The organism is Actinoplanes sp. L3-i22, assembly GCF_019704555.1.
GTDB lineage: Bacteria > Actinomycetota > Actinomycetes > Mycobacteriales > Micromonosporaceae > Actinoplanes.
Genome location: NZ_AP024745.1, coordinates 9352948 through 9379061, shown reverse-complemented (window position 1 = coordinate 9379061; position 26114 = coordinate 9352948). Strand labels below are relative to the sequence as shown.

23 protein-coding genes are annotated in these 26114 nt (G+C 73.0%); 10 read left to right on the top strand and 13 right to left on the bottom strand.

From position 1 onward, the window contains the following. Nucleotides 1-102: 102 nt before the first annotated feature. The 5 genes from L3i22_RS41775 to L3i22_RS41755 are packed head-to-tail and all read right to left on the bottom strand — an operon-like array spanning nucleotide 103 to nucleotide 5338. Nucleotides 103-1014, bottom strand: a complete 912-nt coding sequence (locus L3i22_RS41775) for an acyl-CoA dehydrogenase family protein (protein ID WP_221330410.1) — start codon at nucleotides 1012-1014, stop codon at nucleotides 103-105. Further along, complete coding sequence (locus L3i22_RS41770) at nucleotides 1011-1955, bottom strand: acyl-CoA dehydrogenase family protein (RefSeq protein ID WP_221322961.1); 945 nt, start codon at nucleotides 1953-1955, stop codon at nucleotides 1011-1013. Before L3i22_RS41770 ends, L3i22_RS41775 begins: the two co-directional genes overlap by 4 nt. Then, nucleotides 1952-3046, bottom strand: a complete 1095-nt coding sequence (locus L3i22_RS41765; RefSeq protein ID WP_221322960.1) for an acyl-CoA dehydrogenase family protein — start codon at nucleotides 3044-3046, stop codon at nucleotides 1952-1954. The genes L3i22_RS41770 and L3i22_RS41765 overlap by 4 nt, the downstream gene beginning before the upstream one ends. Further along, entirely contained in the window at nucleotides 3043-3870 is an 828-nt protein-coding gene (locus tag L3i22_RS41760; protein ID WP_221322959.1) for an enoyl-CoA hydratase, read from the bottom strand. The genes L3i22_RS41765 and L3i22_RS41760 overlap by 4 nt, the downstream gene beginning before the upstream one ends. Next, the gene (locus L3i22_RS41755) at nucleotides 3863-5338 is read right to left on the bottom strand and encodes a FadD3 family acyl-CoA ligase (RefSeq protein ID WP_221322958.1); all 1476 of its coding nucleotides are present in this window, start codon (nucleotides 5336-5338) and stop codon (nucleotides 3863-3865) included. Before L3i22_RS41755 ends, L3i22_RS41760 begins: the two co-directional genes overlap by 8 nt. A gap of 95 nt (nucleotides 5339-5433) precedes the next feature. Between L3i22_RS41755 and L3i22_RS41750 the strand changes: the two genes are divergently transcribed. From L3i22_RS41750 to L3i22_RS41740, 3 genes are all read left to right on the top strand, one after another. After that, nucleotides 5434-6594 carry an acyl-CoA dehydrogenase family protein gene (locus L3i22_RS41750; protein ID WP_221322957.1) on the top strand — a complete coding sequence of 387 codons (1161 nt, stop codon included), beginning with the start codon at nucleotides 5434-5436 and terminating at the stop codon, nucleotides 6592-6594. Beyond that, on the top strand, nucleotides 6591-7358 hold the full coding sequence (locus L3i22_RS41745; RefSeq protein ID WP_221322956.1) for an SDR family oxidoreductase: 768 nt from the start codon (nucleotides 6591-6593) through the stop codon (nucleotides 7356-7358). Before L3i22_RS41750 ends, L3i22_RS41745 begins: the two co-directional genes overlap by 4 nt. Before the next feature lie 88 nt (nucleotides 7359-7446). Further along, nucleotides 7447-9210, top strand: coding sequence for a cellulase family glycosylhydrolase (locus L3i22_RS41740; protein WP_221322955.1), 1764 nt, complete (start codon nucleotides 7447-7449; stop codon nucleotides 9208-9210). 87 nt (nucleotides 9211-9297) lie between these two features. Here the strand turns inward: L3i22_RS41740 and L3i22_RS41735 are convergent, their stop codons facing one another. Next, a complete protein-coding gene (locus tag L3i22_RS41735) occupies nucleotides 9298-10416 on the bottom strand; it encodes a steroid 3-ketoacyl-CoA thiolase (protein ID WP_221322954.1) in 1119 nt (372 codons plus the stop codon). A gap of 108 nt (nucleotides 10417-10524) precedes the next feature. Between L3i22_RS41735 and L3i22_RS41730 the strand changes: the two genes are divergently transcribed. Beyond that, nucleotides 10525-11733 carry a cytochrome P450 gene (locus tag L3i22_RS41730; protein ID WP_255657568.1) on the top strand — a complete coding sequence of 403 codons (1209 nt, stop codon included), beginning with the start codon at nucleotides 10525-10527 and terminating at the stop codon, nucleotides 11731-11733. A gap of 32 nt (nucleotides 11734-11765) precedes the next feature. On the opposite strand, the gene L3i22_RS41725 is transcribed toward L3i22_RS41730, so the two are convergent. The 3 genes from L3i22_RS41725 to L3i22_RS41715 are packed head-to-tail and all read right to left on the bottom strand — an operon-like array spanning nucleotide 11766 to nucleotide 14904. Beyond that, on the bottom strand, nucleotides 11766-12914 hold the full coding sequence (locus L3i22_RS41725; RefSeq protein ID WP_221322953.1) for a thiolase domain-containing protein: 1149 nt from the start codon (nucleotides 12912-12914) through the stop codon (nucleotides 11766-11768). Further along, nucleotides 12911-13960, bottom strand: coding sequence for a thiolase domain-containing protein (locus tag L3i22_RS41720; RefSeq protein WP_221322952.1), 1050 nt, complete (start codon nucleotides 13958-13960; stop codon nucleotides 12911-12913). The genes L3i22_RS41725 and L3i22_RS41720 overlap by 4 nt, the downstream gene beginning before the upstream one ends. Continuing rightward, nucleotides 13957-14904, bottom strand: a complete 948-nt coding sequence (locus L3i22_RS41715) for a Zn-ribbon domain-containing OB-fold protein (RefSeq protein ID WP_221322951.1) — start codon at nucleotides 14902-14904, stop codon at nucleotides 13957-13959. Before L3i22_RS41715 ends, L3i22_RS41720 begins: the two co-directional genes overlap by 4 nt. 89 nt (nucleotides 14905-14993) lie before the next feature. Between L3i22_RS41715 and L3i22_RS41710 the strand changes: the two genes are divergently transcribed. Continuing rightward, nucleotides 14994-16535: an acyl-CoA synthetase gene (locus tag L3i22_RS41710; RefSeq protein ID WP_221322950.1), complete on the top strand. Its 1542-nt coding sequence runs from the start codon at nucleotides 14994-14996 to the stop codon at nucleotides 16533-16535. Nucleotides 16536-16563: 28 nt separating this feature from the next. Here L3i22_RS41710 and L3i22_RS41705 read toward each other — a convergent pair whose 3' ends face one another. After that, nucleotides 16564-17343: a crotonase/enoyl-CoA hydratase family protein gene (locus tag L3i22_RS41705; protein WP_221322949.1), complete on the bottom strand. Its 780-nt coding sequence runs from the start codon at nucleotides 17341-17343 to the stop codon at nucleotides 16564-16566. A gap of 55 nt (nucleotides 17344-17398) precedes the next feature. Here L3i22_RS41705 and L3i22_RS41700 point away from each other — a divergent pair, with 55 nt between their 5' ends. Together L3i22_RS41700 and L3i22_RS41695 are read left to right on the top strand one after the other, a co-directional pair. Further along, the gene (locus L3i22_RS41700) at nucleotides 17399-19009 is read left to right on the top strand and encodes an acyl-CoA synthetase (RefSeq protein WP_221322948.1); all 1611 of its coding nucleotides are present in this window, start codon (nucleotides 17399-17401) and stop codon (nucleotides 19007-19009) included. Then, a complete protein-coding gene (locus L3i22_RS41695; RefSeq protein ID WP_221322947.1) occupies nucleotides 18999-20093 on the top strand; it encodes a nitronate monooxygenase family protein in 1095 nt (364 codons plus the stop codon). Before L3i22_RS41700 ends, L3i22_RS41695 begins: the two co-directional genes overlap by 11 nt. On the opposite strand, the gene L3i22_RS41690 is transcribed toward L3i22_RS41695, so the two are convergent. Next, the gene (locus L3i22_RS41690; protein WP_221322946.1) at nucleotides 20077-21210 is read right to left on the bottom strand and encodes an acetyl-CoA C-acetyltransferase; all 1134 of its coding nucleotides are present in this window, start codon (nucleotides 21208-21210) and stop codon (nucleotides 20077-20079) included. The genes L3i22_RS41695 and L3i22_RS41690 overlap by 17 nt on opposite strands. Before the next feature lie 68 nt (nucleotides 21211-21278). On the opposite strand from L3i22_RS41690, the gene L3i22_RS41685 reads away from it, so the two are divergent. From L3i22_RS41685 to L3i22_RS41675, 3 genes are read left to right on the top strand one after another with little or no spacing between them, the layout of a single operon-like run. Further along, complete coding sequence (locus L3i22_RS41685; protein WP_221322945.1) at nucleotides 21279-22454, top strand: acyl-CoA dehydrogenase family protein; 1176 nt, start codon at nucleotides 21279-21281, stop codon at nucleotides 22452-22454. 8 nt (nucleotides 22455-22462) lie between these two features. Then, the gene (locus tag L3i22_RS41680) at nucleotides 22463-23317 is read left to right on the top strand and encodes an acyl-CoA dehydrogenase family protein (RefSeq protein ID WP_221322944.1); all 855 of its coding nucleotides are present in this window, start codon (nucleotides 22463-22465) and stop codon (nucleotides 23315-23317) included. Nucleotides 23318-23319: 2 nt separating this feature from the next. Next, entirely contained in the window at nucleotides 23320-24192 is an 873-nt protein-coding gene (locus L3i22_RS41675) for a TIGR03619 family F420-dependent LLM class oxidoreductase (RefSeq protein ID WP_221322943.1), read from the top strand. A 23-nt stretch (nucleotides 24193-24215) separates the two neighbouring features. On the opposite strand, the gene L3i22_RS41670 is transcribed toward L3i22_RS41675, so the two are convergent. Then, nucleotides 24216-25331: a sulfotransferase gene (locus L3i22_RS41670; protein ID WP_221322942.1), complete on the bottom strand. Its 1116-nt coding sequence runs from the start codon at nucleotides 25329-25331 to the stop codon at nucleotides 24216-24218. Between the two features lie 8 nt (nucleotides 25332-25339). Continuing rightward, on the bottom strand, nucleotides 25340-26113 hold the full coding sequence (locus L3i22_RS41665; RefSeq protein WP_221322941.1) for an SDR family oxidoreductase: 774 nt from the start codon (nucleotides 26111-26113) through the stop codon (nucleotides 25340-25342). Between the last annotated feature and the right edge of the window lies 1 nt (nucleotide 26114).

Genomic DNA, 26114 nt, shown 5'->3' with positions numbered 1-26114 from the left:
GCGGTGAGCGGCTTCCTGGATTCGTATCCGATCTTCGCGGGCGCGGTGTTCCTGCTGGTGTTCGCCGGGCTGTGGGCGGTCGCGATTCGCTCGCAAGCTCGCTCATGTGGGCAGCAGGGTCGCGGCGAGACGGTTGAGGTGGTCGGCCGGGGCGCCGAAGAGCTGCGCGTCGGCGTAGGCGCGGCGCAGGTAGCGGTGGGCGTCGTGCTCCCACGTGATCGCTATGCCGCCGTGCATCTGCACCATCTCGCCCACGATCGCCTGCAACGCCTCCGAGCAGTGCACCTTGGCCATCGCGGCCAGCGCCGGAGCGTCGGGCGAGTCCGCCACCAGGGCCTCGGCGGCGGTCCAGGACGCGGTGGTCGCGGTTTCCAGGCGGAGGTACGCCTCGGCCAGCCGATGCTGGATCACCTGGAACGACCCGATCGGCCGCCCGAACTGAACCCGCTGCCGCACATAGGAGTGGGTCAACTCGAAGGCGCGCGACGCCGCCCCCACCTGCTCGGCGCTCAACGCCACGCAGGCCAGATCGCGAAGCCAGGCCGACAGGCCGGGCGCGCTGCCCAGTCGCCGGGCCGGAGCGCCGGAGTGGCTCACCACGGCCAGCGGCCGGGTCGGGTCGAGCAGGTCGCACGGCCGCACGGTGAAGCCGGTGACCTCGAACAGGTCGTCCCCGTCGGCCCTCAGCAGGACGTCGGCCGACGCGGCGTCCAGCACCCGATCGCCGTGCAGGACCAGGGCGGCGACGCGATCCCCGGCGCTCAGCGACGGCAGCAGGCCGGTCGCGCCGACCCGCAGCAGCGCCTGGGTGGCCAGCACCGCGCTGCCCAGCATCGGTGACGGGGTGAGCTGCCGGGCCAGCTCGGCGAGCACCACCTGGCACTCCAGGAGGGTGGCGTCGGTGGCGAGGCCGGCCACCCCGATCTCCTTGCACAACCGCGGCCACAACGGCTCGGGCCGGGCCGCGACCAGGCCTCGTACCGAGTCGCGTAGCGCACGATGGTCGGCGGTCAGTTCCACGCGTCCCCCTTGGCGAGCTCCGCCATCAGTCGTGCCCGGTGGTCGGCCGGGGTGCCCCAGGACAGGCTCAGCGCCCGTACCTTCGTCAGCCGGCGCCCGAGACCGTGCTCCCGGGTGTAGCCGATCGCGCCGTGCACCTGCAGCGCCGCCCGGGCGGCCCGGTTCGCGGCGTCGCCGCAGGCCACCTTCGCGGCGGAGACGTCCCGGGCGGTGACGGTCACCGCGGCCGTGTAGAGCAGCGGCCGGGCGAGCTCCAGGCCCACGGCGACATCGGCAAGGCGATGTCGCACGGCCTGGAACCGCCCGATCGGCCCGCCGAACTGGACCCGGGTGCGGGCGTGCGCCACGGCCATCTCCAACAGTGCCCGCCCGGCCCCGAGCAGTTGTGCGGCGCAGACCAGGGCGCCGAGATCCAGGGCTCGCCCGATCGCAGGGCAGATCCGCGGCGGCCCGGCGGGCGACACCTCGAACAGCCGCCGGCTGCTGTCCAAAGACTCCAGAGCCGCGCCGGTACGGGCGTGGCCGGCCCGGCCCCGATCGGCGAGCAGCACCACGTCGGCGACGTCCGCGTCCACGGCGTAGGGCAGCCACGGCGGTGCCGCGAGGGTCCCCACGATCGTCCCGCCGGCCAGCCCGGGCAGCCATCGATCCGGTTCGTCCATGGCGGCCAGCAGGGTGGGCACGGCGGCGAGGGTCTCGGCGAGCGGACCGGGCACCGCATGGTGGCCGAGCTCCTCGGCGGCGACGACCAGGTCGGCCGGCTCGGCGTCGAGACCGCCCCAGGCAGCGGGCACGGCGAGCGCGGTGACTCCGATCTCGGCCAGCCGTGACCAGAGGCGCCGGTCGGGGCGTGGCGAGTCGTCCGCGGTCGCCGACAGCAGATCGTGCAGCGTGGCGGCGAAGCCGGCCTGTTCGGGCGACGGGACGAGCATCATCGGGGGAGCCCCAGCACCCGGGTGGCGACGATGCCGCGCTGGATCTCGTTCGTGCCCGCGTAGATCGGCCCGGCCAGCGCGAACAGATAGCCGCCGGCCCACGCGCGGTCGGTCTCGGCGTGCGGCCCGAGCAGGTCCAGGGCGGTCTCGTGCAGGGCCACGTCCAGCTCGGACCAGAACAGCTTGGTGATGCTGGGGGAGCAGGGCGCCCCGGCGAAGGCGTGCATCCGGTACGCCTGGGCGCCGATCCACGCGTCCGCCACCCGGTCCCGCAGCGCCGGGTCCTCGCTCTCCTGCCACCGGGCGACCAGCCGCCGGGCCGCCGCCGTGAACCGGCCGGGGCTGCGCAGACCCACCCCACGCTCGTGCCCGGCGGTGCTCATCGCCACCCGCCAGCCGTCACCGGGCGTGCCGAGCACGTCCTCGTCCGGCACGAACACGTCGTCCAGGAAGATCTCGGCGAAGCCGGCCTCCCCGCCGAGCTGCCGGATCGGCCGCACGGTCACGCCGGGCGCGCGCAGGTCGAACATCAGGTAGGTCAGGCCCCGGTGCCGCCCGGCCGACGGGTCGCTGCGGAACAGGCCGAACGCCCGGTCGGCGATCGCCGCGCGCGAGCTCCACGTCTTCTGCCCGGACAGCCGCCAGCCGCCGTCGGCGCGCGTCGCGCGGGACCGGATCGCGGCCAGGTCGCTGCCCGCCTCCGGCTCCGACCAGGCCTGCGCCCACACCTGCTCGCCGCGGGCCATCGGCGGCAGGATCCGTTCACGCTGCGCCGGGGTGCCGTGCGCGAAGAGGGTCGGGGCCAGTAGGAACAGGCCGTTCTGGCCGATCCGGGCGGGTGCGCCGGCGGCGTGGTACTCCTCCTCGAACAGCAACGCCTGCAGGGCCGGGACCTCCCGGCCACCGAAGCGCCGTGGCCAGGAGACCACGGCCAGCCCGGCGCCGGCGAGCGTGCGCTCCCAGGCCCGGTGCGCCTCGTCGCCGGCCGGGGTGTCCAGGCCCGGCAGCGGCCCGCCGGGGACGTTCGCGGCGAGCCAGTCGCGTACCTCGTCACGGAACACTCGCGCGGCGGGCGGGAGGTCGAGGTTCACCGCTTCATGGCCTTCGGATCCAGACCGGCCAGGGGGTCGCCGGTGGCCTCGGCGTTGTGGGCGTGGGCGAGGTGGTGCAGGCCGAAGGTCGCGTCCATCCCGGCGCGCATGCCCATCAGGTCCTCGCACTGGTTCAGCGCGCGTTTCGCCAGTGCCAGGCCGAACGGCGGCATCGTCGCGACCCGCTCGGCGAGCGCGGTCACCGCCGCCGCCAACTCGGCGCGCGGGACCACGCGGTGGACCATGCCTATCTCGTACGCCCGCTGGGCCGTGAAGCGGTCGCCGGTGAACAGCACCTCCCGGGCGAAGCGCGGCCCGAGCGCCCACGGATGCGCGAAATACTCCACCCCGGGGATGCCCATCCGCAGCACCGGATCGGCGAAGAACGCGTCCTCGGACGCGACGATCAGGTCGCACACCCAGGCCAGCATCATGCCGCCGGCGATGCACGCGCCCTGCACCATGGCGACGGCCGGTTTCGGGATCTCCCGCCACCGCCGGCACATGCTCAGGTAGACCTCCGTCTCGCGGGCGTAACGCCGATCGGCTCCGTCGCGGTCGGTGTGGTCCCACCAGAGCGCGGCCCGGCGCGGGAACGACGTGTCCGCGTCCCGTTCCGGGGTGCCGATGTCGTGGCCGGCCGAGAAGTGCTCACCCGCTCCGGCCAGCACGATCACCCGCACCTCACGGTCGTCGACGGCACGGGCGAAGGCGGAGTCCAGCGCGTACGTCATCGCGCTGTTCTGCGCGTTGCGGTAGCGCGGCCGGTTCATCGTCACGACCGCGACCACGCCCCGGCGTTCGTAGAGCACCTCGTCAGTCATCGCCCGCCTCCGCGCGCAGCAGGTATTTGAGGACTTTGCCCGAGGCGTTGTGCGGCAGCTCGTCCCGCAGCACGACACCTCGCGGCACCTTGTAGCCGGCGAGACGTCCCCGGCAGAAGTCGATCACCTCGGGCGCGGTGAGCGACTGGCCGGGGCGGCACACCACGTACGCCCTGCCGACCTCGCCGAGCCGCTGATCCGGCACCCCGATCACGGCGGACTCGGCGACCTGTGGCAGCCGGGCCAGGGTGCGCTCCACCTCGGCCGGGTAGACGTTGAAGCCGCCGCAGATGTACATGTCCTTGAGCCGGTCGGTGATGGTCAGGTAGCCACGCTCGTCGAGCCGGCCGACGTCGCCGGTGTGCAGCCAGCCCTCGGCGTCGATCGCCCCGGCGGTGGCCCGCGGGTCGTCGAGGTAACCGAGCATCGTGTTCGGCCCGCGCAGCAGCACCTCGTGGTCCAGGCCGGCGATCCGGACCTCGAAGCCGGCCGCGGCCCGCCCGCAGGTCTCGGCCACGGTCCGGGCGTCGTCGCCGGGCCGGCACATGGTGGCCACCACCGCCTCGGTCAACCCGTACGCGGTGAGCACCTCGGCGCCCAGCTCCTTGCGCATCCGCTCGACCAGCGCGGGCGGCACGACCGCGGCTCCGGTCACCGCCAGGCGCAGGCTGGACAGGTCGTGCCGGCCGGCCTCGGGATGGTCCATCAGGCTGGTGTAGAGGGTGGGCGGCCCGGGCAGCACGGTGATCCGCTGGTCGCCGATCACCTTCATGGTGCGCGACACGTCGAACACCGGCTCCGGCACGATCGCGGCCCCGCTGACCAGGCAGGCCAGGATGCCGGCCTTGAGGCCGAAGCTGTTGAAGAACGGGTTGACCACCAGATAGCGGTCGCCGGGACCGAGCCCGGCGATCCCGGCCCAGGCCTCGGCGACGGCCAGCGACTGCCGGTGCGCGCTCATCACACCCTTGCTGCGCCCGGTCGTGCCCGAGGTGAACAGGATGTCGGCGACGTCGTCCGGCGTGACCGCCTCCGCGCGGGCGTCGGCCTCGCTCGCCGGCACCGCGTCCCCCGAGGCCAGGAAATCGGCCCACCCGCCGGGGATCGACACGATCAGGCCGGGGAGCGTGGCGCCGGTCGCGCGCAGGCCGGCCAGGCGGTCGGCGCCGCGGAACGGGCCGACGACGACCAGGCCGCGGGCGTGGCTGCGCTCGATGATGTCGAGCGCCTCGACGGCGGTGAACCGGGTGTTGACCGGCACCAGCGTGCCGCCGGCCCAGGCGACTCCGAGCGCGGTCTGCACCCACTCCGCCGAGTTGGGCGCCCACAGCGCGAGCCGGTCACCGGGTCGCAGCCCGCCGGCGATCAGCGCCCGGGCCACCCGCCGCGCCTCGGCGAGCAGGTGTTCGTATCGGGGGCCGAAGCACGCGGCAGCGCGGGCCAGGGCTGCCGGGATCGTCGAGGTCACCGCACCTCCTGACGGCCATGGTCACTCTGCCGGACATGGTCACCCAAGCAAGTGCTTGGTAGGGTGAGCGTACGCGCGGAGCGGGAGGCAGACCAGTGGAGGACGACCAGGAGTTCAGGCGCGAGATCCGGGACTGGCTCGCCGCGAACGTGACCGACGACCTGCGCGGCGCGGGTGGCGCCGGGCGGGAGAGCGAGGCCTTCGAGAAACGTCTCGCCTTCACCCGCCGGCTGGCCGCGGCCGGGTGGAGCACCCTGGCCTGGCCGGTCGAGCACGGCGGGCGGGGTGCCTCCCTGGAGCGCCAGGTCATCTTCCACGAGGAGTTCGCCAGGGCCGGCGCCCCCGGCCGGGTCGACCACATCGGCGTCACGATGGTCGGCCCGACCCTCATGGAGCACGGCACCGCCCGGCAGCGGGAGCGGTTCCTGCCCGGCATCGCCGCGGCCACCGAGCTGTGGTGCCAGGGCTACTCCGAGCCCGGCGCCGGCTCCGACCTGGCCGCCGTCGCCACCCGCGCCGAGCTCGACGGCGACTGCTGGGTGCTCACCGGGCAGAAGGTGTGGACGTCGCTGGCGCACGTGGCCGACTGGTGCTTCGTGCTGGCCCGCACCGCCCCGGTCCCGGCGGGCGCGTCCCGGCATGCCGGCCTGTCCTACCTGCTGGTGCCGATGCGCCAGAGCGGTGTCACGGTCCGCCCGATCCGCCAGCTCACCGGCGACAGCGAGTTCAACGAGGTCTTCTTCGACGGTGCCCGCACCGAGCGGGACCTGGTCGTCGGCGAGCCCGGCCAGGGCTGGCGGGTGGCGATGGCGACGCTCGGGTTCGAGCGCGGCGCGGCCACCGTCGGTCAGCAGGTCGGCTTCCAGCGCGACCTGGACGATCTCGTCGCGCTGGCCCGGCGCACCGGCGCGAGCGCCGACCCGGGCGTGCGCGAGCGGCTGACCAGGGCGTGGATCGACCTGACGGTGCTGCGGGCGCACACCCTGCGGCTGCTGTCGGCGCCGCCCGCGACGGGCACCGCCACGGTCATCAAGCTGCTCTGGTCGCGCTGGCGGCAGGGGCTCGGCGAGCTCGCCATGACCGTCCTCGGCCCGGCCGGGGTGGCGTCGGTCGTGGACGGGGACGGGGAGGTCGACCGCTGGCGGCGGCTGTTCCTGTTCAGCCGGGCCGACACGATCTACGGGGGCTCCAGCGAGATCCAGCGCGGCATCCTCGCCGAGCGGGTCCTCGGCCTGCCCCGCCAGGACCGCCGATGATGCCGGGCGGGCACGACCTGCTGACCGGCAAGGTCGTGGTGGTGACCGCGGCCGCCGGGACGGGGATCGGCGCCGCGATCGCCGAGCGCTGTCTCGCCGAGGGGGCCCGTGTGGTGCTCAGCGACCGTCACGAGCGGCGATTGGCCGAGGCGCACGAGCGCCTGACGAAGACGTACGCGCAGATGGTTTGGACCCTGCCTTGTGACGTGACCGACGACGGCGCCGTGCGGACGCTGGTGAGCGGCGCGGCCGGGAGGTTCGGGCGGCTGGACGTCATGATCAACAATGCCGGGCTGGGCGGTGCGAGAGCGGTCAGCGAGATGACCGACGACGAGTGGGCACAGGTCGTCGACGTCACCCTGACCGGCACTTTCCGCTGCACCCGGGCCGCGCTGCGGCAGATGATCGCGCAGGGCGGCGGGGGCACGGTGATCAACAACGCCTCCGTGCTCGGCTGGCGCGCGCAGGCGGGGCAGGCGCACTACGCGGCGGCGAAGGCGGGGGTGATGGCGTTCACCCGGTGCGCCGCGCTCGACGTGGCCGCGCACGGCATCCGGGTCAACGCGGTGGCGCCCAGCCTCGCCACGCACCCCTTCCTGAGCAAGGTGATGAGTGAGCCGGAGCTGGCCGGGCTCGCCGCGCGCGAGGCGTTCGGCCGCGCCGCGCAGCCGTGGGAGGTGGCGACCGTGGTGGCGTTCCTGGCCAGCGACTACGCGTCCTACCTCACCGGCGAGGTGATCTCGGTCAGCAGCCAGCACCCATGACCGGCACGGCGCCGTTCGTCACGCTCCGCGCCGGGTCCTGCGAATTCGGGTCCTTTGCCAAACCTTAAAAATTCATTAACTTCGATACATGGTGCACGCGCGATGGTTGCTTGTGCTGATGCTCCTGGGGTTCGCGGTCGCCGTGCCGCAGCCCGCGCTCGCCGCCGACAACGGGTTCACCGACGCGTACGGCCGCGAGCTCACCTTCCGTGGTTTCAACGTCTCCGGCAGCACCAAACTCCACGAGAGCGGCCTGCTGCCGTTCCGGAGCACCGCCGACGCGGCCGCCTCGGCCGCCGCGATGCGCGAGCAGACCGGCGCCAACGCGATCCGGTTCCTGATCAGCTGGGAAGGCGTCCAGCCGGCCGCGAACACGATCGACACCGCCTACCTCGGCCGGGCGGCCGCGCAGATCAAGCAGTTCACCGACCGCGGCATCCACGTGCTGCTCGACTACCACCAGGACCTCTACGCGTCCTACCTCTTCAACACCGGCAGCTGGTACACCGGCGACGGCGCGCCGAAGTGGGTGATCGACAAGGGGAGCTATCCGGCCGAGTCGTGCGGGATCTGCGTGCTCTGGGGTCAGAACATGCTGACCAACAACGCCGTCCGGAAAGCCGCGTACGACTTCTGGCACAACACCTACGGGGTGCAGGACGCCTACCTCACCCAGGCGGCCGCGGCGCTGACCTACCTCGGCGACGCGCTGCCCAAGGGCATGATGCTCGGCGTCGACCCGTTCAACGAGCCGTTCGACGGCGGCCTCGACGGCGCGGCCGGCACCACCTGGGAGCAGAGCTACCTGCTGCCCTTCTACCAGCGGTTCCGCGCCACGATGGACAGCGCGGGGTGGTCCGCGCTCCCGCTCTACGCCGAGCCGCTGGTCTTCTGGAACACCACGTTCGGCGAGGCCGGCGGCCTCACCACGATCCCGGCGCTGGGCAGCCGGTACGTCTTCAACAGCCACTACTACGACGGCGCTCGGATCACCATCGACCCGACCGCGGCCGGGGACGGCACCTACTCCTCGGCCATGAACCGCATCCGCGACCGCGCGGTCAGCCTCGGCACCACGGGCTTCGTGTCCGAGTTCGGCAATGCCATGAGCAACTCCCGTACGCCGTGGATGGTCCGTGCCATGTACCAGGGCCTGGACTCCCGGCTCTCCGGAGCGGCCTTCTGGAACAGCGCGGCGACCTCCGGCGTGGTCCTCTCCGGAACGCAGTGGCACTGGGACGTCTACAGCGGCCGCCACTCCGAGCCGATGAACGGCAACCCCGGCAAGGTCCAGACCACCGGGGACGCCTGGAACGGCGAGGATCACTCGGTGATCGCCGGCGGTGCCCTGCGCCTCGATCGCCGCGTCCTCGACCGCCTCTACCCCTCCGCGGTGGCCGGCCACACCCTGGCCTTCGCCTACGAGGACCTGGCCCGCGACGGCTTCGCCGGCTCCGGCGCCCAGAAGTCCTGGCTGACGGTTCCCGCCCGGCTCACCACCATCGCCTCCCTGGTCGCCTCCCGTCAGTACGGCGTCCTGGTCTGGCGGGACACCGCCGTCACCGCGCCGACCGAGCTGCACCTTCCCGGCTCGTTCGGCCCGGCCCGCACCACCGTGATCAGCGATCTCGGCGCCGTCTCCGGGGTTCCGTCCACCGGCGCCGTCGCCGCCACGACCGAGACCGGCGCCGCCACCGCCCAGCGTCTCCTGCTGACCGCTTCCGGCGCCACGTCCGGCAGCGTGCACGTCGCCCTGATCGTCAACACCTCCGATGCCGCCGCCATCCCGGCCGCGACACTCACCACCGCCCGCACCGAACTGCTGAACTGGGCTTCCGGTATCTCCTGGTGAGGAAACCGTGGCCGGGTCGCGGTCGGCGCGACCCGGCCGCTTCCATCGGCGGGGCCGTCAGCGCCCGGACCACCGGCGCCACCGTCCTCATGACATCCGCTCGAGGATGGTCGCGGTGGACATCGCGCCGCCGGCACACATCGTGACCAGTGCCGTCGTCCCACCCGACCGCTCCAGCTCGTGCAACGCCGTGGTGATCAGCCGGGCGCCGGTGCTGCCCACCGGATGACCGAGCGCGATCGCGCCACCGTTGACGTTGACCCGCTCCGGATCGGCCTGATGCACGCTCATCCAGGACAGCACCACGCTGGCGAACGCCTCGTTCACCTCCACCACGTCGATGTCCTCGATCTTCATCCCGGTGCGGGCCAGCACCCGATCGGTGGCCGCGATCGGCCCGTCCAGGTGGTAGTGCGGCTCCGCCCCGATGAGGCACTGCGCCCGGATCCGGGCCCGCGGCCGCAACCCCAGCCTCCGTGCCGGCTCGGCATCCATGATCAGCACCGCCGCCGCGCCGTCGGAGATCTGCGAGGAGGTCCCGGCGGTGTGCCGCCCGCCGGGCAGCACCGGCCGCAGCCCGGCCAGCCCCGGCATGGTGGTGTCCCGCAGCCCCTGGTCGCGGTCGACGCCCACGACCGGCACGACTTCGCGGTCGAAACGCCCCTCCCGCCACGCGCGGGCCGCGTTGGCCTGCGAGCGAACCCCGAACCGGTCCAGATCCTCGCGGGTCAGGCCGCGCCGGTCGGCGATCCGCTCGGCCGCGACGTACTGGTTGGGCAGGTCGAGGTCCCACGAGTCGGGCCGGGGCACGCCGGCGTCGCCGAGGTTGGCCCGCAGCGGGACCCGGCTCATCGACTCCACCCCGCAGGCCATGCCGGTCTCGATGGCGTCGGCCGCGATCAGCCCGGCGATCAGGTGGGCGGCGTGCTGTGCCGAGCCGCACTGGGCGTCGATGGTCGCGCAGCCGGTGGTGTGCGGCAGGCCGGCGTGCAGCCAGGCGGTCCGGGTGACGTTGCCGGACTGCTCGCCGCCCTGCGTGACGCAGCCGCCGATGGTCTGCTCGACGCGCGCTGCCTCGAGCCCGGCACGGTCGATCAGCGCTCGCTGTGCGGCGCCGAGCAGCTCAGCCGGGTGCACGCCGGAGAGCAGGCCACCGCGGCGGCCGATCGGGGTGCGCACCGCTTCGACGATCACCGGGACACCCACCGTACCTCCAAGAAATTAGAACGTGTTTCTATATCAAAGCACAATGGCCGTACCTATAGCGGGTTCGGGCATGTTTGAATCGGTAGAACCTGTTACCGAGGAGGAGCCGTGATCGACTTCACCGACCCGGAGATCTACGTCCACGGCGTCCCGCACGAGGAGTTCGCCGAGATGCGCCGCACCACCCCGGTGCGATGGATTCCGCAGGCGCGCGGCAGCGCCGGCTTCGACGACGAGGGCTACTGGGCGGTGACCCGGCACGCCGACGTGATGACCGTGTCCCGCGACAGCGAGACGTTCTCCAGCTGGGAGAACACCGCCATCGCCCGGTTCCAGGCGGGCATGCCCCGCGAGCGGATCGACATGCAGCGCTACGTGATGCTCAACATGGACCCGCCGCAGCACACTCAGCAGCGCGCGATCGTCGCCCGCGGCTTCACCCCGCGGGCGATCAACAGCCTGCGGTCGTCACTGGCCACCCGCGCCGAGCGGATCGTCCGGGAGGCGTGCGCGGGTGACGCCGGCGACTTCGTCACCGAGGTCGCCTGCGAGCTGCCCCTGCAGGCGATCGCCGAGTTGCTCGGCGTGCCGCAGGAGGACCGGCGCAACGTCTTCGACTGGTCGAACTCGATGATCGGCTACGACGACCCGGAGTACAACGGCGCCGCCGACCCGCTGGAGCCGGCCATGGAGCTGCTCGGCTACGCCATGAAGATGGCCGAGGACCGTCAGGTGTGCCCACGTGACGACATCGTGTCCACGCTGGTGCACGCCGAGATCGGCGGGGAGCACCTGTCCACCGACGAATTCGGCTTCTTCGTGCTGATGCTGGCTGTGGCCGGCAACGAGACCACTCGCAACGCGATCTCGCACGGCATGCTGGCACTGCTCGAACACCCCGATCAGTGGGCGGCGTTCCAGGCGACCCGGCCGCGCACGGCGGTCGACGAGATCGTCCGCTGGGCCACCCCGGTGAACGTCTTCCAGCGCACCGCGACCAGGGACACCGAGCTCGGCGGCCAGCGGATCGCCAAGGGTGACCGGGTCGCGCTCTTCTACGGCTCGGCGAACTTCGACGAGGAGGTCTTCGACCACCCGGAACGGTTCGACATCACCCGCAGCCCCAACCCGCACCTGGGCTTCGGCGGCAGCGGCGCGCACTTCTGCCTCGGCGCGAACCTGGCCCGGCTGGAGATCGACCTGCTCTTCAACGCGATCGCCGACCAGATGCCGGGGATCACCCTGGCCGGCCCGCCCGAGCGCCTGCGATCCGGTTGGCTGAACAGCCTCAAACACCTGCCGGTACGTTATCGATGACTGTCAATTCCGGCTGAGCCGCACCGAGGGCGTCAGGTACTGCTGACCACCCACATCGAGAAGAACTGGGAGCCTCCGCCGTAGGCGTGGCCGAGCGCCGTCCGGGCCCCGGCCACCTGGTGCTCGCCGGCGCGGCCCATCACCTGCATGGCCGCCTCGGCGAAGCGCAGCATGCCGGAGGCGCCGATCGGATTGGAGCAGAGCACCCCGCCGGACGGGTTGACCGGCAGCCGTCCGCCGATCCGGGTCTCGCCCGATTCGACGAGTTTCCAGCCGTGCCCGGCGTCGGCGAAGCCGAGGTTCTCCAGCCACATCGGCTCGAACCAGGAGAACGGCACGTAGATCTCGGCGACGTCGATCTCGTCGAGCGGGTCGGTGATGCCGGCCGCCGCCCAGAGCGCCTGGGCCGCTTCGGCGCCGGCCCGCGGGTTGACGTGGTCCTTGCCGGCGAAGAACGTCGGCTCGGTGCGCATCGCGGTCGCCCGGATCCACGCCACCGGCCGTTCGCTGGCTTCGGCCGCGGCCTGGTCGCCGATCACCATGGCGCACGCCCCGTCGGAGGAGGGGCAGGTCTCGTCGTACCGGATCGGGTCCCACAACATCGCCGAGGCCTGCACCGATTCCAGCGTGATGTCCGGTTGCCGCAGGTGGGCGTACGGGTTGAGCGCCCCGTTGCGCCGATCCTTGACCGCGACCAGGGCGCCGATGTGCCCCGGCGCGTGTGACCGCCGGATGTAGGCGCGGATGTGCGGCGCGAAGTAGCCGCCCGCCCCGGCGCCGATCGGAGCGGTGAACGGCGGCTGGATCGACAGCGCCCACATCGCGTTCGACTCGGACTGCTTCTCGAACGCGACGGCCAGCACGCGGCGGTGCACTCCGGCCTTGACCAGGGTGGTCGCCACGTTCGCGGTCGCGCCGCCGACCGAGCCGGCGGTGTGCACCCGCAGCAGCGGCCGTCCGGCGGCGCCGAGCGCCTCGGCCAGGAACAGTTCGGGCATCATCACGCCTTCGAACAGGTCGGGCGCCTTGCCGACGACCACCGCGTCGATCTGCGGCCAGTCGACGCCGGAGTCGGCGAGGGCCCGGTCGATCGCCTCGCGGCACAGTCCGGCCATCGACACGTCGGTGCGTCGTGTCCGGTGGTGTGTCTGCCCGGTTCCGAGCACGGCCGCTCGCATCACTTCGCCTCCAGGACGCACACGAGATTCTGTTGCAGCGCCGGTCCGCTGGTGGCGTGCCCGGCCGCCCGCCGTGCCCGGCCGGTCATCACCTCCCGCGCCGCCGCGCCGATCCGGGCCAGGCCGGCCGAGAACATCGGGTTGCCGCAGAGCGCCCCGCCGGACGGGTTGATCCTGACCCGGTCGCCGAGCCCGAGCGCGGCACGTAACAGCAGCTCCTGATGGGTGAACGGGGCATGCAGCTCGGCCACGTCGAGATCGCCGGGCAGGCCGGCCGCGGCTGCCGCGGCGCTCGCGGACGGCACCGCGGCCAGGTCCCGTTCGCCGAGCCCTTGCGGGTCGACGCGGTGCGCCATCCCGCTGATCCAGGCGCGCCTCGGGTGCCGGCGGGCGCGCTCACCCGAGGCCAGCACCAGCGCGGCCGCGCCGTCCGAGACCGGGGCGCAGTCGTGCACCCGCAGCGGATCGGCCACGTAGGCTCCGGCGAGAAGATCGTCAACATCGAAGACACCGGAGATCTGCGCGTACGGGTTGCGAGCCGCGTCCGCAAGGCTGCGCACCGCGACCTCGGCCATCGCGCGCTCGGTGACGATCCCGGCGTCCAGTGCGACCCGGGCCTGCAGGGCGGCCACGCTCACCGAGTCGGGCCACAGCGGTGCGGCCGTGTACGGGTCCAGTTGCAGCGCGAGGACCCGGCGCAGTTGCCCGGCCGAGGACTTCCCGAAGCCGTACACCATCGCGGTCTCCGCCTCGCCGGCGAGGATCTTCACGTACGCCTCGTAGAACGCCCACGCCGCGTCCATCTCCACGTGCGATTCGCAGATCGGCGGGCACGCCCCGATCGCGTCGACCGCGTTGACGAACGAGAACGCGCGCCCGGCCAGGTAGTCCGACGACCCGGAGCACCAGAAGTCGACCTCACGCCGGTCGAGCCGGGCCTCGGCCAGGGCTTCCCGGAAGACCGGGACGAGGGTTTCGACGCCGCTCGTGGTGCCGGCCGACGACAGGCAGGGCGCCTGCGCGAATCCGATGACGGCGACCTCGTTCACAGGTGCTCCCGGTACGACTCGTACGGCGAGTCCGGCTCGCCGGTCGGACGGAAGTGCGCGATGTTCTCCGGTGTGGTCGTCCAGCTCCGCGGGTCGCGCCAGACCGCGGCGACCCGCATGCCCATCCGCACCCGGTCGGCGGGCAGCCCGAGGATCAGATGCGGGATCGGGATGTCGGCGCCGTCGAGCAGGATCTGCGCGACCACGTACGGCGGTTCCCGCCGCTGCCCCGCGAACGGCACGTTCACCACGCAGAACGTGGTCACCGTGCCGTGGTCACGGACGGCCACCTCCTCCTCGGTCGGCACACCGTCGGCGGGGCAGACCCGGGGCGGCACGTAGACCTTGCGGCAGACCGGGCAGCGTTGCCCGAGCAGTCGCCCCTCGGCGAGGGCGCGCAGGTAGCGGCTCTCGTCGGCGGAGGTGGTGTGGGTGTACGACAGCCGGATCGGGGTGGTCATCACGGTGACCGGCGCACCGTCGCCGGCCGGCTCGGCCGGGTCCGAGTCGCCGGGCTCGAAGCAGGCGATGTCCCGGATGTGCCCGGTCCGGTCGGCGGCCCAGCGGACCCGGACCCGCATCCCGGTGCGCATCCGGCCGCGCTCGCCGGCGTCGACGGCGTGCAGCAGCGCGGTACCGGCCCCGTCGAGCCGGATCAGCGCCCACCCGAACGGCCGGTCCAGTGGCTGCCCGTCGAGCGGCCGGTCGGTCCACGTCCAGCTCGTCACGGTGCCGGTGGTCCGCACCTCGACCAGGTCGGTCACCGGCTCGTGGGTGACCGGATCGTATTCGAGCGGCGGAACGTGCACCCGGCCGTCCGAGGTGCGGCTGCCGAGGATCCGCCGGTCGCGCAGGCCGGTCATGAACCGGCCCAGCACCGGGCCGAGCGAGCGCGTGTAGTCGAAGCTGACGGTCAGCGGGGCGGAGAGCGGGGGAGCATCCACATTTCCAGTGAAACACGTTCTAACTCGGCCAATCAAGTGCGCTGCCCAGCGCCTGTTCCAGAACTGGAACGCGTTATAGAATATTGTCCATGAGTGACGTCGGACTGTGGAACATCGCGGGCCGGGACCCGGAGCGGCTCGCGGTCGTCGACCCGGACGGGCACACCGTCACGTACGGCGAGCTGGCCGCCCGGGCCGACCGGATCGGGCGCGGCCTCCAGGAGTCCGGCCTGGTCCCGGGCGACACCGTGGCGATGCTGCTGCCCAACGGCGCCGACCTGCTCGCGGTCGAGTTCGCGACGCTGCAGACCGGCCTCTACTCGGTGCCGCTGAACTGGCACCTGACGGCGGCGGAGGTCGCGTACATCCTGCGCGACAGCGGTGCGAAGGCGTTCGTCGCCCACGAGCGCTTCGCGCCGGCCGCGGTCGCCGCCGCGGCGGAGGCCGGGGTGCCCGCCCGGTTCGCGGTGGGCGCGGTCGCCGGCTTCGGCCCGCTCGCGGCGTTGGGCGACGGCGGGTCCGGCCGGCCCGCACCACGGACGTCCGGAGCGCTGATGGTCTACACGTCCGGCACGTCCGGGCGGCCCAAGGGCGTGCGCCGGCCGCTGACCGGGGCCGACCCTGACGTCGTACCCCCGGTGTCGCTGTGGTTCTTCGGTCTTTTCGGTCTTTCGCCTTTCGACGGGCACGTGCATCTGTGCTGCTCGCCGCTCTACCACACGGCGGTGATGAACTTCGCGGTGATCTCGCTGCAGTTCGGGCACCCGGTCGTGGTGATGGACCGGTGGGACCCGGAGGAGATGCTCCGGCTCATCGAACGCCACCGGGTCACCCACAGCCACATGGTGCCCACCCAGTTCCGTCGCCTGCTGGCGCTGCCCTCCCCGGTGCGGGACGGCTACGACCTGAGCTCGATGCGGGTGATGATCCACGGCGCCGCGCCGTGCCCGCACGAGGTCAAACGCCGGATGCTGGAGTGGTGGGGCCCGGTGGTGGTCGAGTACTACGCGGCCAGCGAGGGCGGCGGCACCCTGATCACCGCCGCCGACTGGCTGAAGCGGCCCGGCTCGGTCGGGCAGGCCTGGCCCGGCTCCCGGATCCGGATCCTCGACGCGGCCGGGGAGGACTCCCCGGCCGGTCAGCCCGGCACGGTCTACCTGCAGATGGGCGACGCCACGTTCGAATACCTCGGCGACGCCGAGAAGACCCGCCAGTCCTGGCGAGGGCGCATGTTCACGGTCGGCGACATCGGCTACCTGGACGACGACGGCTACCTCTACCTCTGCGACCGCAAGAGCGACGTGATCATCACCGGTGGCGTGAACGTGTACCCGGCCGAGATCGAGAACGAGCTGGCCACCCACCCGGCGGTCGCGGATGTCGCGGTCTTCGGGGTCCCGCACGACGAGTGGGGCGAGGAGATCAAGGCCGTGGTCCAGCCGTCACCGGACGCGACCCCCGGCCCCGAACTGACCGCCCAGCTGCTGAGCTTCCTGGCCGGCCGGCTGGCCCGATTCAAATTGCCGCGCACCGTGGACTACGTCGGCGAGCTGCCCCGGGACCCGAACGGCAAGCTCTACAAGCGCCTGCTCCGCGACCCCTACTGGGCCGGCCGGGAACGGGCCATCTGACGCGCGGCCCGGGCCGGGAGCGCCCGCGTCAGCGTCCCTTGAACCGAGGGGCCCGCCTCTCGATGAACGCCCGCGGGCCCTCCTTGGCGTCCTCGCTGCGGAACACCGCCATCCCGATCTTCGACTCGACGGCGAAAGCGTCATTCTCGGCCAGCCCCTCGGTCTCGCGGATGGTGCGCAGGATGGCCTGCACCGCGACCGGCCCGTTCGCCGCGATCGCCTCGGCGAGCGTGAGCGCCTTGTCGAGTGCCTGGCCGTCCGGCACCACGTGACCGATCAGGCCGGCCTCCCTGGCCTCACGGGCGCTCAGCTGGCGGCCGGTGACGAGCATGTCGACCGCGATGGTGTACGGGATCTGCCGTACCAGCCGCACCGCGGATCCCCCGAGCGGGAACAGGCCCCAGCGCGCCTCGGACACCGCGAACCGCGCGCTTTCCCCGGCCACGCGGACGTCGGTGGCCTGGAGGATCTCGGTGCCGCCGGCGACCGCCGGCCCCTCCACCGCGGCGACGAGGGGCTTGCTCAGCCGCCGGCCCTTGAGCAGCGCGTCGATCCGGGACAGGTCGGCGCCGTCGACGGTGTCGCCCGGGTGTGACCGGGTCATCGCCTTCAGGTCGGCGCCCGCGCAGAACGCGCCGCCCGCCCCGGTGAGCACGGCCACCCGGATCGACGGATCGCCGTCGACCCGGTCCCAGGCGTCGCGCATGATCGCCATCATCTCGGCGGAGAGCGCGTTGCGGACCCGCGGCCGGTTCATCGTGACGATCAGGATCGGTCCGCGTTGCTCGACGATCGCGTGCGGTTCCACAGTGTCTCCTCCGGAAGAGCTTGCCACGAACGATAACAGGTTCTACTTTCTGGTGATGGCGGCAAATATTGCGGACCTGTTCGAGCATGCGGCCGACACCTTCGGCGAGCGGATCGCGCTGTGCTTCGGCGAGCAGGAGATCAGCTACGCCGAGCTGGAGGAGCGAGCCAACCGGCTGGCGCACTTCCTGCATGATCACGGCGTACGGGAGGGTGACCACGTCGGCCTGTACGCGGGCAACTCGATCGAGGCCGTGGTGGCCATGATCGCCATCTACAAGCTGCGTGCCGCGATGGTGAACGTCAACTTCCGGTACGTCGAGAACGAGTTACATTTCCTCTTCGCCGACGCCGAGCTGTCCGCGCTGGTCCACGACCGCCGCTTCGCGCCCCGGGTCGCCGCGGTGCTGCCCTCGACGGCCGGTGTGCACACCGTGGTGGTGCTGCCGGACGGCCACGACGGACCAGCCGACGGCGTCCCCTACGCGGACGCGCTGGCCGCCGGCGACCCCGCCCGGAGCTTCGGCGAGCGCTCCGGCGACGACATCTACCTGCTCTACACCGGCGGCACCACCGGCTACCCCAAGGGCGTGCTCTGGCGGCACGAGGACGTGTGGCGCGCCCTCGGCGGCGGCGTCGACTTCATGACCGGCATTCCGCTGGAAGACGAGTGGGAGCAGTCCCGGCGCGGCGCCGGCACGGATGGCATGACCCGGCTCTGCCTGGCCCCGCTGATCCACGGCAACGCGCAGTGGGCCGCGCTGATGACGCTGTTCGCCGGCGACACCGTGGTGATGCTGCCGCACTTCGACCCGGACGAGGTCTGGCGCGTCATCGAGCGGCGCCGGGTCAACGGGATGGTGCTGATCGGCGACGCGATGGCCCGCCCGATCATCGAGGCGTACGCCTCCGGCCGCTACGACGGCTCCTCGCTGGGCGCGGTCAACTCCAGCGGCGCACTGTTCTCCCCGGCGGTCAAGCGGCAATACCTCGAACTGCTGCCGGACGTGCTGGTCACCGACGCGATAGGCGCCTCCGAGACCGGATTCACCGGTCTCGGCGTGGTCGCCGACGTGCCCGGCGGCGCCGTCGAGGACCCGCGGGTCATGCCCGGCCCCACCACCGTCGTGCTGGGCGCCGACAACCGTCCGGTGCCGCCGGGCGGGGTCGGCCGGCTCGCCAAGAGCGGTTACCTCCCGCTCGGCTACTACAAGGATCCGGAGAAGACCGCCGCCCTGCTCACCGAGGTCGACGGCGTGCGCCACGCGTTCCCCGGCGACTTCGCCCGGCTCGAGGAGGACGGCACCATCACCCTGCTCGGCCGCGGCAGCACCTGCGTGAACACCGGCGGCGAGAAGGTCTTCCCGGAGGAGGTCGAGGGCGCGCTGAAGGAGCACCCCGACATCTTCGACGCCCTGGTCATCGGCCTCGCCGACGAGCGGCTCGGGCAGCGGGTGGCCGCGCTCGTGCAGGCCCGGCCCGGCGCGAAACCGGACCTGGCCGGCGTCGAGGAGCACCTGCGCGAGCGGATCGCCGGCTACAAGGTGCCCCGCGCGGTCTGGGTGGTCGACGAGATCCACCGCACGATCAGCGGCAAGGCGGACTACCGCTGGGCCCACCAGCATGCCGCCGAGCACCCGGCCGAGGAGGCCAGCCATGCGGACTGACCTGTGCGAACGTCTCGGCATCGAGCACCCGGTGGTCGGTTTCAGCCCGTCCGAGCAGGTGGTCGCGGCGATCAGCCGGGCCGGCGGCCTCGGCGTTCTCGGCTGCGTGCGGTTCAACGACGCCGACGAGCTCGACTCCGTCCTCACCTGGCTGGACGATCAAACCCAGGGTCTCCCGTACGGCGTCGACGTCGTCATGCCCAGCCGTGAGCCGGCCGAGGGCGTGGCCGCCGACCTCGACCGGCTGATCCCGGAGGGCCACCGCGACTTCGTCGAGCGGACCCTGCTGCGCCTCGGCGTCCCACCGCTGGGCGTCGGCGCGGAGCGAAGGGCCGGCGTGCTCGGCTGGCTGCACTCGGTGGCCCGCTCCCACGTCGAGGTGGCGCTGAACCACCCAATCCGGCTGATCGCCAACGCGCTCGGCCCGCCGCCGCCGGACGTGATCGCCCAGGCCCACGAGCACGGTGTGCCGGTCGCCGCGCTGGCCGGCCGCGCCGATCACGCCCGCGGCCACGTCGCGGCCGGAGTCGACATCGTGGTGGCCCAGGGCTACGAGGCCGGCGGCCACACCGGCGAGATCGCCAGCATGGTCCTGGTGCCGGAGGTGGTCGACGCGGTCGGGGCGGGCGTGCCGGTGCTCGCCGCCGGCGGCATCGGCAGCGGCCGGCAGATCGCGGCGGCCCTCGCACTCGGCGCGCGCGGCGTCTGGATGGGCTCGGTCTGGCTCGGCACCGCCGAGTACCAGAGCACGCCGGCGCTGCGGGAGGCCCTGCTCAAGGCCCGCTCCTCGGACACCGTCCGCAGCCGGATCTACTCCGGCAAGCCGGCCCGGCTGCTACGCAACCGCTGGACCGACGCCTGGAGCGCCGCGCAGGCGCCCGGCCCGCTGCCGATGCCGCTGCAGAACCTGCTGGTGGCCGAGGCGCACACCCGCCTGATGGAGTCCGGCGACCCGACCGTGGTGCCGATGCCGGTCGGCCAGATCGTCGGCCGGATGAACGAGGTCCGCCCGGTCGCCGCCGTCATGGCCGACCTGCTGTCCGAGGCCGACGAGACCCTGACCCGCCTCAGAGACGTTCTATGACGGTGACGTTGGCCTGGCCGCCGCCCTCGCACATGGTCAGCAGGCCGTAGCGCCCGCCGCACCGCTCCAGCTCGTGGAGCAGGCCGGTCATCAGGCGGGCGCCGGTCGCGCCGAGCGGGTGGCCCAGCGCGATCGCGCCGCCGTTCACGTTGACCCGGGCCGGGTCGGCGCCGGTCTCGCGCAGCCAGGCGAGCAGCACGCTGGCGAACGCCTCGTTGACCTCGAAACGGTCGATGTCGGCGACTCCCAGGCCGGCCCGGGCGAGGGCGTGCGCGGTCGCCTCGATCGGCGCGGTGAGCATCAGCACCGGGTCGCCACCGCGTGCGGAGAGGTGCCGGATGGCGGCCCGCGGCCGCAGGCCGTGCTCGTGCAGGGCCCGGGCGGACGCGACGAGCAGGGCCGCGGCGCCGTCGGCGAGCTGGCTGGAGGTGGCGGCCGTGGTGACGCCGCCGGGCCGCAGCGGGGGCAGTCCGGCCATCCGCGCGGCGGTGGTGTCCCGGCGCGGGCCCTCGTCGGCGCCGGTTTCCGGGAGCGGCACGATCTCGGCCCGGAACCGGCCCTCGTCGATCGCCCGGATCGCCCGCCGATGGCTGGTCAGGGCCCACTCCTCCAGCTCGGCGCGGCTCAGGTCCCAGGTGGCGGCGATGTCGTCGGCACTGCGGAACTGGTCGATCTCCTGGTCGCCGTAGCGGGCCGCCCAGCCGGCGGATCCCCGGTACGGCCCGTCGGGCCGCATCGCGCTGCCGATCGGCACCCGGCTCATGCTCTGCACCCCACCGGCCACGACCAGATCGGCCGTGCCGCTCATGACGGCCTGCGCCGCGAAGTGCACGGCCTGCTGGCCGGACCCGCACTGCCGGTCGACGGTCACCCCGGGCACGTGGTCGGGCAGGCCGGCCGCGAGCCAGGCGGTCCGCGCGATGTCGCCGGACTGCGGCCCGAGCGTGTCGACGCAGCCCAGCACCACGTCGTCCACCGCGCCCGGGTCGACGCCGGCGCGGTCGAGCAGCGCCGCGATGACCTGCCCGGCCAGGTCGGCCGGGTGCACCCCGGACAGGCCGCCACCACGTCTGCCGACCGCGGAACGGGCCGCCGCCGCCAAGTAGGCCGTTTCCACGGTTGACGCCTCTCCGCCGGATGGACTGTACTAGAACCTGTTCTAATCTACGACCCCGGGCGGCCGCAATGCACGTGGGATACACACCGGACCAGGAGAGGCTGCGCCAAGAGCTGCGGGCGTACTTCGCCGCTCTGCTGACGCCGGAGTTGCGCGCGGCGCTCACCGGCGGCGACGGCGAGCAGGGGGACGGCGAGTACGGCGACGGCGAGGCCTACCGCGCGGTGGTGCGCCGCCTGGGCCGGGACGGCTGGCTGGCGCTGGGCTGGCCGGTCGAGCACGGCGGTGGTGGGCGGTCCCGGGTGGACCAGCTCATCTTCGCCGACGAGGCGGCCATGGCCGGGGTGCCGGTGCCGTTCCTGACCATCTACACGGTCGGGCCGACCATCGCCCGGCACGGCTCCGAGCAGCAGCGGGCCGAGCTGCTTCCGCGGATCGCGGCGGGCGAGGCGCACTTCTCGATCGGCTACTCCGAGCCGGACGCCGGCACCGACCTCGCGGCGCTGCGCACCCGGGCGGTCCGGGACGGCGACGACTACGTGATCAACGGCCAGAAGATGTGGACCAGCCTGATCCGGTACGCGGACTACGTCTGGCTGGCCTGCCGCACCGACCCGGACGCGCCCCGGCACCGGGGGCTGTCGATCCTGGTGGTGCCGACCGACGCCGCCGGCTTCTCGTGGACGCCGGTGCGTACCGTGGCCGGCCCGACCACCAGCGCCACGTACTACAACGACGTGCGCGTGCCCGTCTCGGCGCGGGTCGGCGCCGAGAACGAGGGCTGGCGCCTGATCACCGATCAGCTCAACCACGAGCGGGTCGCGCTCACCTCGGCCGCTCCGCTGCGCCGCGCGCTCGACGAGGTGACCGCGTGGGCCGCGGAGACCGGGGCGATCGAGCGCGAGTGGGTGCGGCTGCACCTGGCCCGGGTGCACGCCAAGACCGAGGTGCTCAAACTGCTGAACTGGCGGGTGGCCGCCGGCGGTGACGGCCCGCCCGCGGCGGTGCGTGCCTCGGCCGGCAAGGTGTACGGCACCGAGCTCGCCGTCGAGGCGTACCGGCTGCTGATGGAGGTGCTCGGCCCGGCCGCGACGATCCGCGGGGGCTCGCCCGGCGCCCTGTTGCAGGGCCGGATCGAGCGGATGCACCGCGCCTCGTTGATCCTCACCTTCGGCGGCGGCGCCAACGAGGTGCAGCGCGACATCATCGCGGCCGGCGCGCTCGGCCTGCCGGTCAGACGTTAGGAGGCCCGATGGACTTCACGATCGGCGAGGAGGCGCGCGAGCTGGCCGCGCTCACCCGTGACCTGGCGGCCTCCGGTCGTCCGTTGTGGCCGGCGCTGGCCGAGGCCGGCGTGCTCTCCGCGACACTTCCCGAGGACAAGGGCGGCGAGGGGTACGGGCTGATCGAGCAATGCGCGATCCTGATCGAGCTGGGCCGCGCCGCCGCCACCGTGCCGTTCCTCCCGTCGATCGTGGCCGCCGCGTCGGCGATCGCCCGGTTCGGCACCGACGAGCAGGTCGCCACCTGGGCCGTCCCGGCCGGGCAGGGAAAGCTGGTGCTGACCGTGGCGCCGGCGGCGGGCGCCCCGATCCCGGCCGCCCTCGTCCTGGTCCCGGACGGGCCGGACGTCATGCTGGGGCCGGAACGGCTGGCCGGCGCGGCCGGCTGGCTCGCCGCGCGGGCCACGGTCGGCGCCTGCGCGGCCCAGCTCGGCGTGGTCGAGCGGGCCCTGGAGATGACCGCGGAGTATGCCCGGTCCCGGATCCAGTTCGGCCGCCCGATCGGCTCCTTCCAGGCGGTCTCGCAGCGGCTCGCCGACGCGCACATCGACGTCGAGGCCCTGCGGCTGGCCCTGTGGCAGGCGGCCTGGTCGCCCGGCCCGGCCGAGGTCGCCACGGCCGGCTTCTGGGCGGCCGAGGCCGGTCACCGCGTCCTGCACACCGCGGTCCACGTGCACGGCGGCGTGGGCCTCGACGTCGAGTACCCGCTGCACCGCTACTTCCTGGCCGCGAAGCACCACGAGTTCCTGCTGGGTGGCGCGACCCGGCAGTTGCTGGCGCTGGCGGACACCTTCCCGCGGAATCTAGAACACGTTACAGTTTGAGGATGAAGTTCAGCCTCGGCATCGCGCTCAGCCCCCTCGACCAGCTCATCGATCTGGCGCGGACCGCCGAGGAGTGCGGCTTCGCGTCCATCGCCCTGCCCGACTCGCTCTTCTACTCCGAGGAGGTCAGTGCGAAATACCCGTACACCCCGGATGGAAGCCGTTTCTGGAACGCCGGGACGCCCTGGTCGGACCCGCTGGTGACGGCCGCCGCGCTCGGCGCGGCCACCACCCGCATCCGGTTCTACACGCAGGTGCTCAAGCTCGGCCCGCGCAACCCGGTGCTGCTGGCCCGCCAGGTCGGCTCGGTGGCCCATCTGACCGGCAACCGCTTCGGCCTCGGCGTCGGGCTCGGCTGGTCACCGGAGGAGTCGCTGTGGTGCGGCGCCCCGTTCGAGGACCGTGGCGCGCGCGGTGACGAGGCGATCGAGGTGCTGAGACTGATCCTCGGCGGCGGCATGGTGGAGTACCACGGGAAGCACTTCGAGTTCGGCCGCCTCCAGATGAGCCCCGCCCCGGCCGAGCCGGTCCCGATCTACGTCGGCGGCCACGCCGACGTGGCGCTGCGCCGTGCCGCCCGGGTCGGCGACGGCTGGTCCTCGGCGATGATGCGCTTCGACGACCTGCGCGCGACGATCGACCGCCTGGCCCACCTGCGTGCCGAGTACGGTCGCGCCGACCGGCCCTTCGAGATCCAGGCGGTCTGCATCGACCGTTTCGGCCTGGACGGCTTCCGCCAGCAGGCCGAGGCCGGCGTCACCGACGCGATCGTGGTCCCGTGGCGTTTCTACGGCACCGGCTTCGACGGCGACCTGGCCGCCAAGCGCGACGGCCTGCGCCGCTTCGCCGACGAGGTGATCGGCCACTTCACCTGAGCCGGCGAGGTGAAGTGGCCAGTTCACCTGAAAGCGGCGTCCACCTCGGCCACGGTCAGCCCGAAGTCGGCCAGGTCGTACCGATGCGCCGGCCCTCTCGGCGAGGCCTGCGACGAGGTCATGGCGGCGCGGGCCGCCGCGGTCAGGGGCGCCCCCAGCCGGTCGTAGACGATCCCGGCCGTCCCCAGCGGGTCCGCGACGAGGTCGTCGTAGTCGACGTCGACGAAGTGCGCCGGGTCGTGCCGCGCGCGGTCGGCCGCGAACGTGCGCAGCCCCCGGGACCAGAGCGCGAGCTGCGCCCGCCCGAGCGCCTCCCCGCGGAACGTCGTCGACCACCCGGCCGAGGCCCGCGCGTTCAGGCTGCACACCGATGCGATCACGGTCCGCGGCGCGCGGTGCGTCTGGATCACCACGGCGTCCGGGTACACGGCGAGCAGTGCGTCCAGGGCGAACAGGTGGCTGGGGTTCTTCAGCACCCAGCGGCGGTCCCGGTCGTGCAGGCCGATCAGCTGGAGGTTGCGCCGATGCCGTCGATACGCGGCGGTCCAATCGTGGCCGGCCAGCCACGACGAGTACGACGGGAGGTGCGCCAGGCATTCGAACGACACCGACGTCATCGACTGGCGCAGCAGCCGCCAGCACTCCTCGACCTGGTCGGCCGCGATGTAGTGTGCCCCCAGCAGCGCCGGGTCGGCCCGCTCGTACCCCTCCCGCAGCATCGCGTAGACCGGGTTCTCGTCCCACGTCGCGCGCGGCGGCCGCGGTTGCGGCGCCTCGGTCAGCCACAGCTCCGGGCCCTGGTGCGCGGGATCGGCGGTGAGCAGCCGATGCAGCGCGGTGGTGCCGGTGCGCGGCAGCCCGGTGACGAACACCGGCCGCGGGATCGGGACGCCGGCATGCTCCGGGAACTGCTTCCAGGCCGCCTCGCTGAGCAGCCGTGAGACCAGAGCCGCGCGCAACATGCCCCTGGTCATCTTGCTGCCGTCCGGGGTCAGACGCGATTCTTGCGCGTACGCCTCGAGCAGCACCCCCAGCCCCTCGCGGTACCCGTCCGAGCCGAAGTCGTCGAGTCCGGTGAGCCGGGACGCCGAGGCGTGCAGGTCGTCGACGGTGCCGACGTCGGTCCGCGCGCTGGGCATGATCCTCCCTAGTGGTGGAACTCGCCGCAGTTCACGTCCAGGCACTGGCCGGTGATGCCCCGGGCCAGCCCGGAGAGCAGGAACAGCACGGCGTCGGCCACCTCGTCCGGCTCGGGCAGCCGGCGCAGGTCGGTGGTGGCGGCGATCTCGTCGTAGATCTGTTGCGGCGGCACCTCGCGCTGCGCGGCCTGATGGTCGAACCACATGCGCAGGCTGTCCGCCCAGATCCAGCCGGGCGCGACCGAGTTGACCCGCACGCCGCGCGGGCCGAGCTCGCTCGCCAGGTTCTGCGCGACCGCGAGCAGCCCGGCCTTGGCGAGCTTGTACGGCCCGAACGGACGTCGTGAGTGCCGCAGCACCGCCGAGTTGACCATCACGACCGCGCCGCCGCTCTCGACCAGCGCCGGGGTGAGCAGCCGGGTCAGCCGGAGCGCGGCGAGCACGTTGACGTCGAAGCCCGACCGCAGGTCGTCCAGGTCGACCTTGCCGAGGCTGCGCATCGGTGGCATCGCGAACGCGTTGTTGACCAGGCCGTCGACCCGGCCGAACTCGTCGAGCGCGGCCCGCACGAGAGCCGCGCTGGAGTCGTCGTCGGTGAGGTCGGCCGGCACGGCCAGCGCACGGCGGCCGGCCGCGGTGACCTTCCCCGCCACCTCGGTCAGGTAGGACTCGGTGCGGGCGGCGAGCACCACGTCGGCGCCGTGCCGGGCGGCCCGCACCGCGAGCGCCCGGCCCAGGCCGGGGCCCACTCCGGCGACCAGCACCACCTTGTCGGTGAGCACG

Coding starts and splice junctions, on each gene's coding strand:
- L3i22_RS41670 (WP_221322942.1), bottom strand. CDS start 25,331: ATGCCCAGCGCGCGGACCGACGTCGGCACCGTCGACGACCTGCACGCC.
- L3i22_RS41685 (WP_221322945.1), top strand. CDS start 21,279: ATGCACGTGGGATACACACCGGACCAGGAGAGGCTGCGCCAAGAGCTG.
- L3i22_RS41760 (WP_221322959.1), bottom strand. CDS start 3,870: ATGACTGACGAGGTGCTCTACGAACGCCGGGGCGTGGTCGCGGTCGTG.
- L3i22_RS41770 (WP_221322961.1), bottom strand. CDS start 1,955: ATGATGCTCGTCCCGTCGCCCGAACAGGCCGGCTTCGCCGCCACGCTG.
- L3i22_RS41745 (WP_221322956.1), top strand. CDS start 6,591: ATGATGCCGGGCGGGCACGACCTGCTGACCGGCAAGGTCGTGGTGGTG.
- L3i22_RS41710 (WP_221322950.1), top strand. CDS start 14,994: ATGAGTGACGTCGGACTGTGGAACATCGCGGGCCGGGACCCGGAGCGG.
- L3i22_RS41680 (WP_221322944.1), top strand. CDS start 22,463: ATGGACTTCACGATCGGCGAGGAGGCGCGCGAGCTGGCCGCGCTCACC.
- L3i22_RS41700 (WP_221322948.1), top strand. CDS start 17,399: ATGGCGGCAAATATTGCGGACCTGTTCGAGCATGCGGCCGACACCTTC.
- L3i22_RS41740 (WP_221322955.1), top strand. CDS start 7,447: ATGGTGCACGCGCGATGGTTGCTTGTGCTGATGCTCCTGGGGTTCGCG.
- L3i22_RS41695 (WP_221322947.1), top strand. CDS start 18,999: ATGCGGACTGACCTGTGCGAACGTCTCGGCATCGAGCACCCGGTGGTC.
- L3i22_RS41675 (WP_221322943.1), top strand. CDS start 23,320: ATGAAGTTCAGCCTCGGCATCGCGCTCAGCCCCCTCGACCAGCTCATC.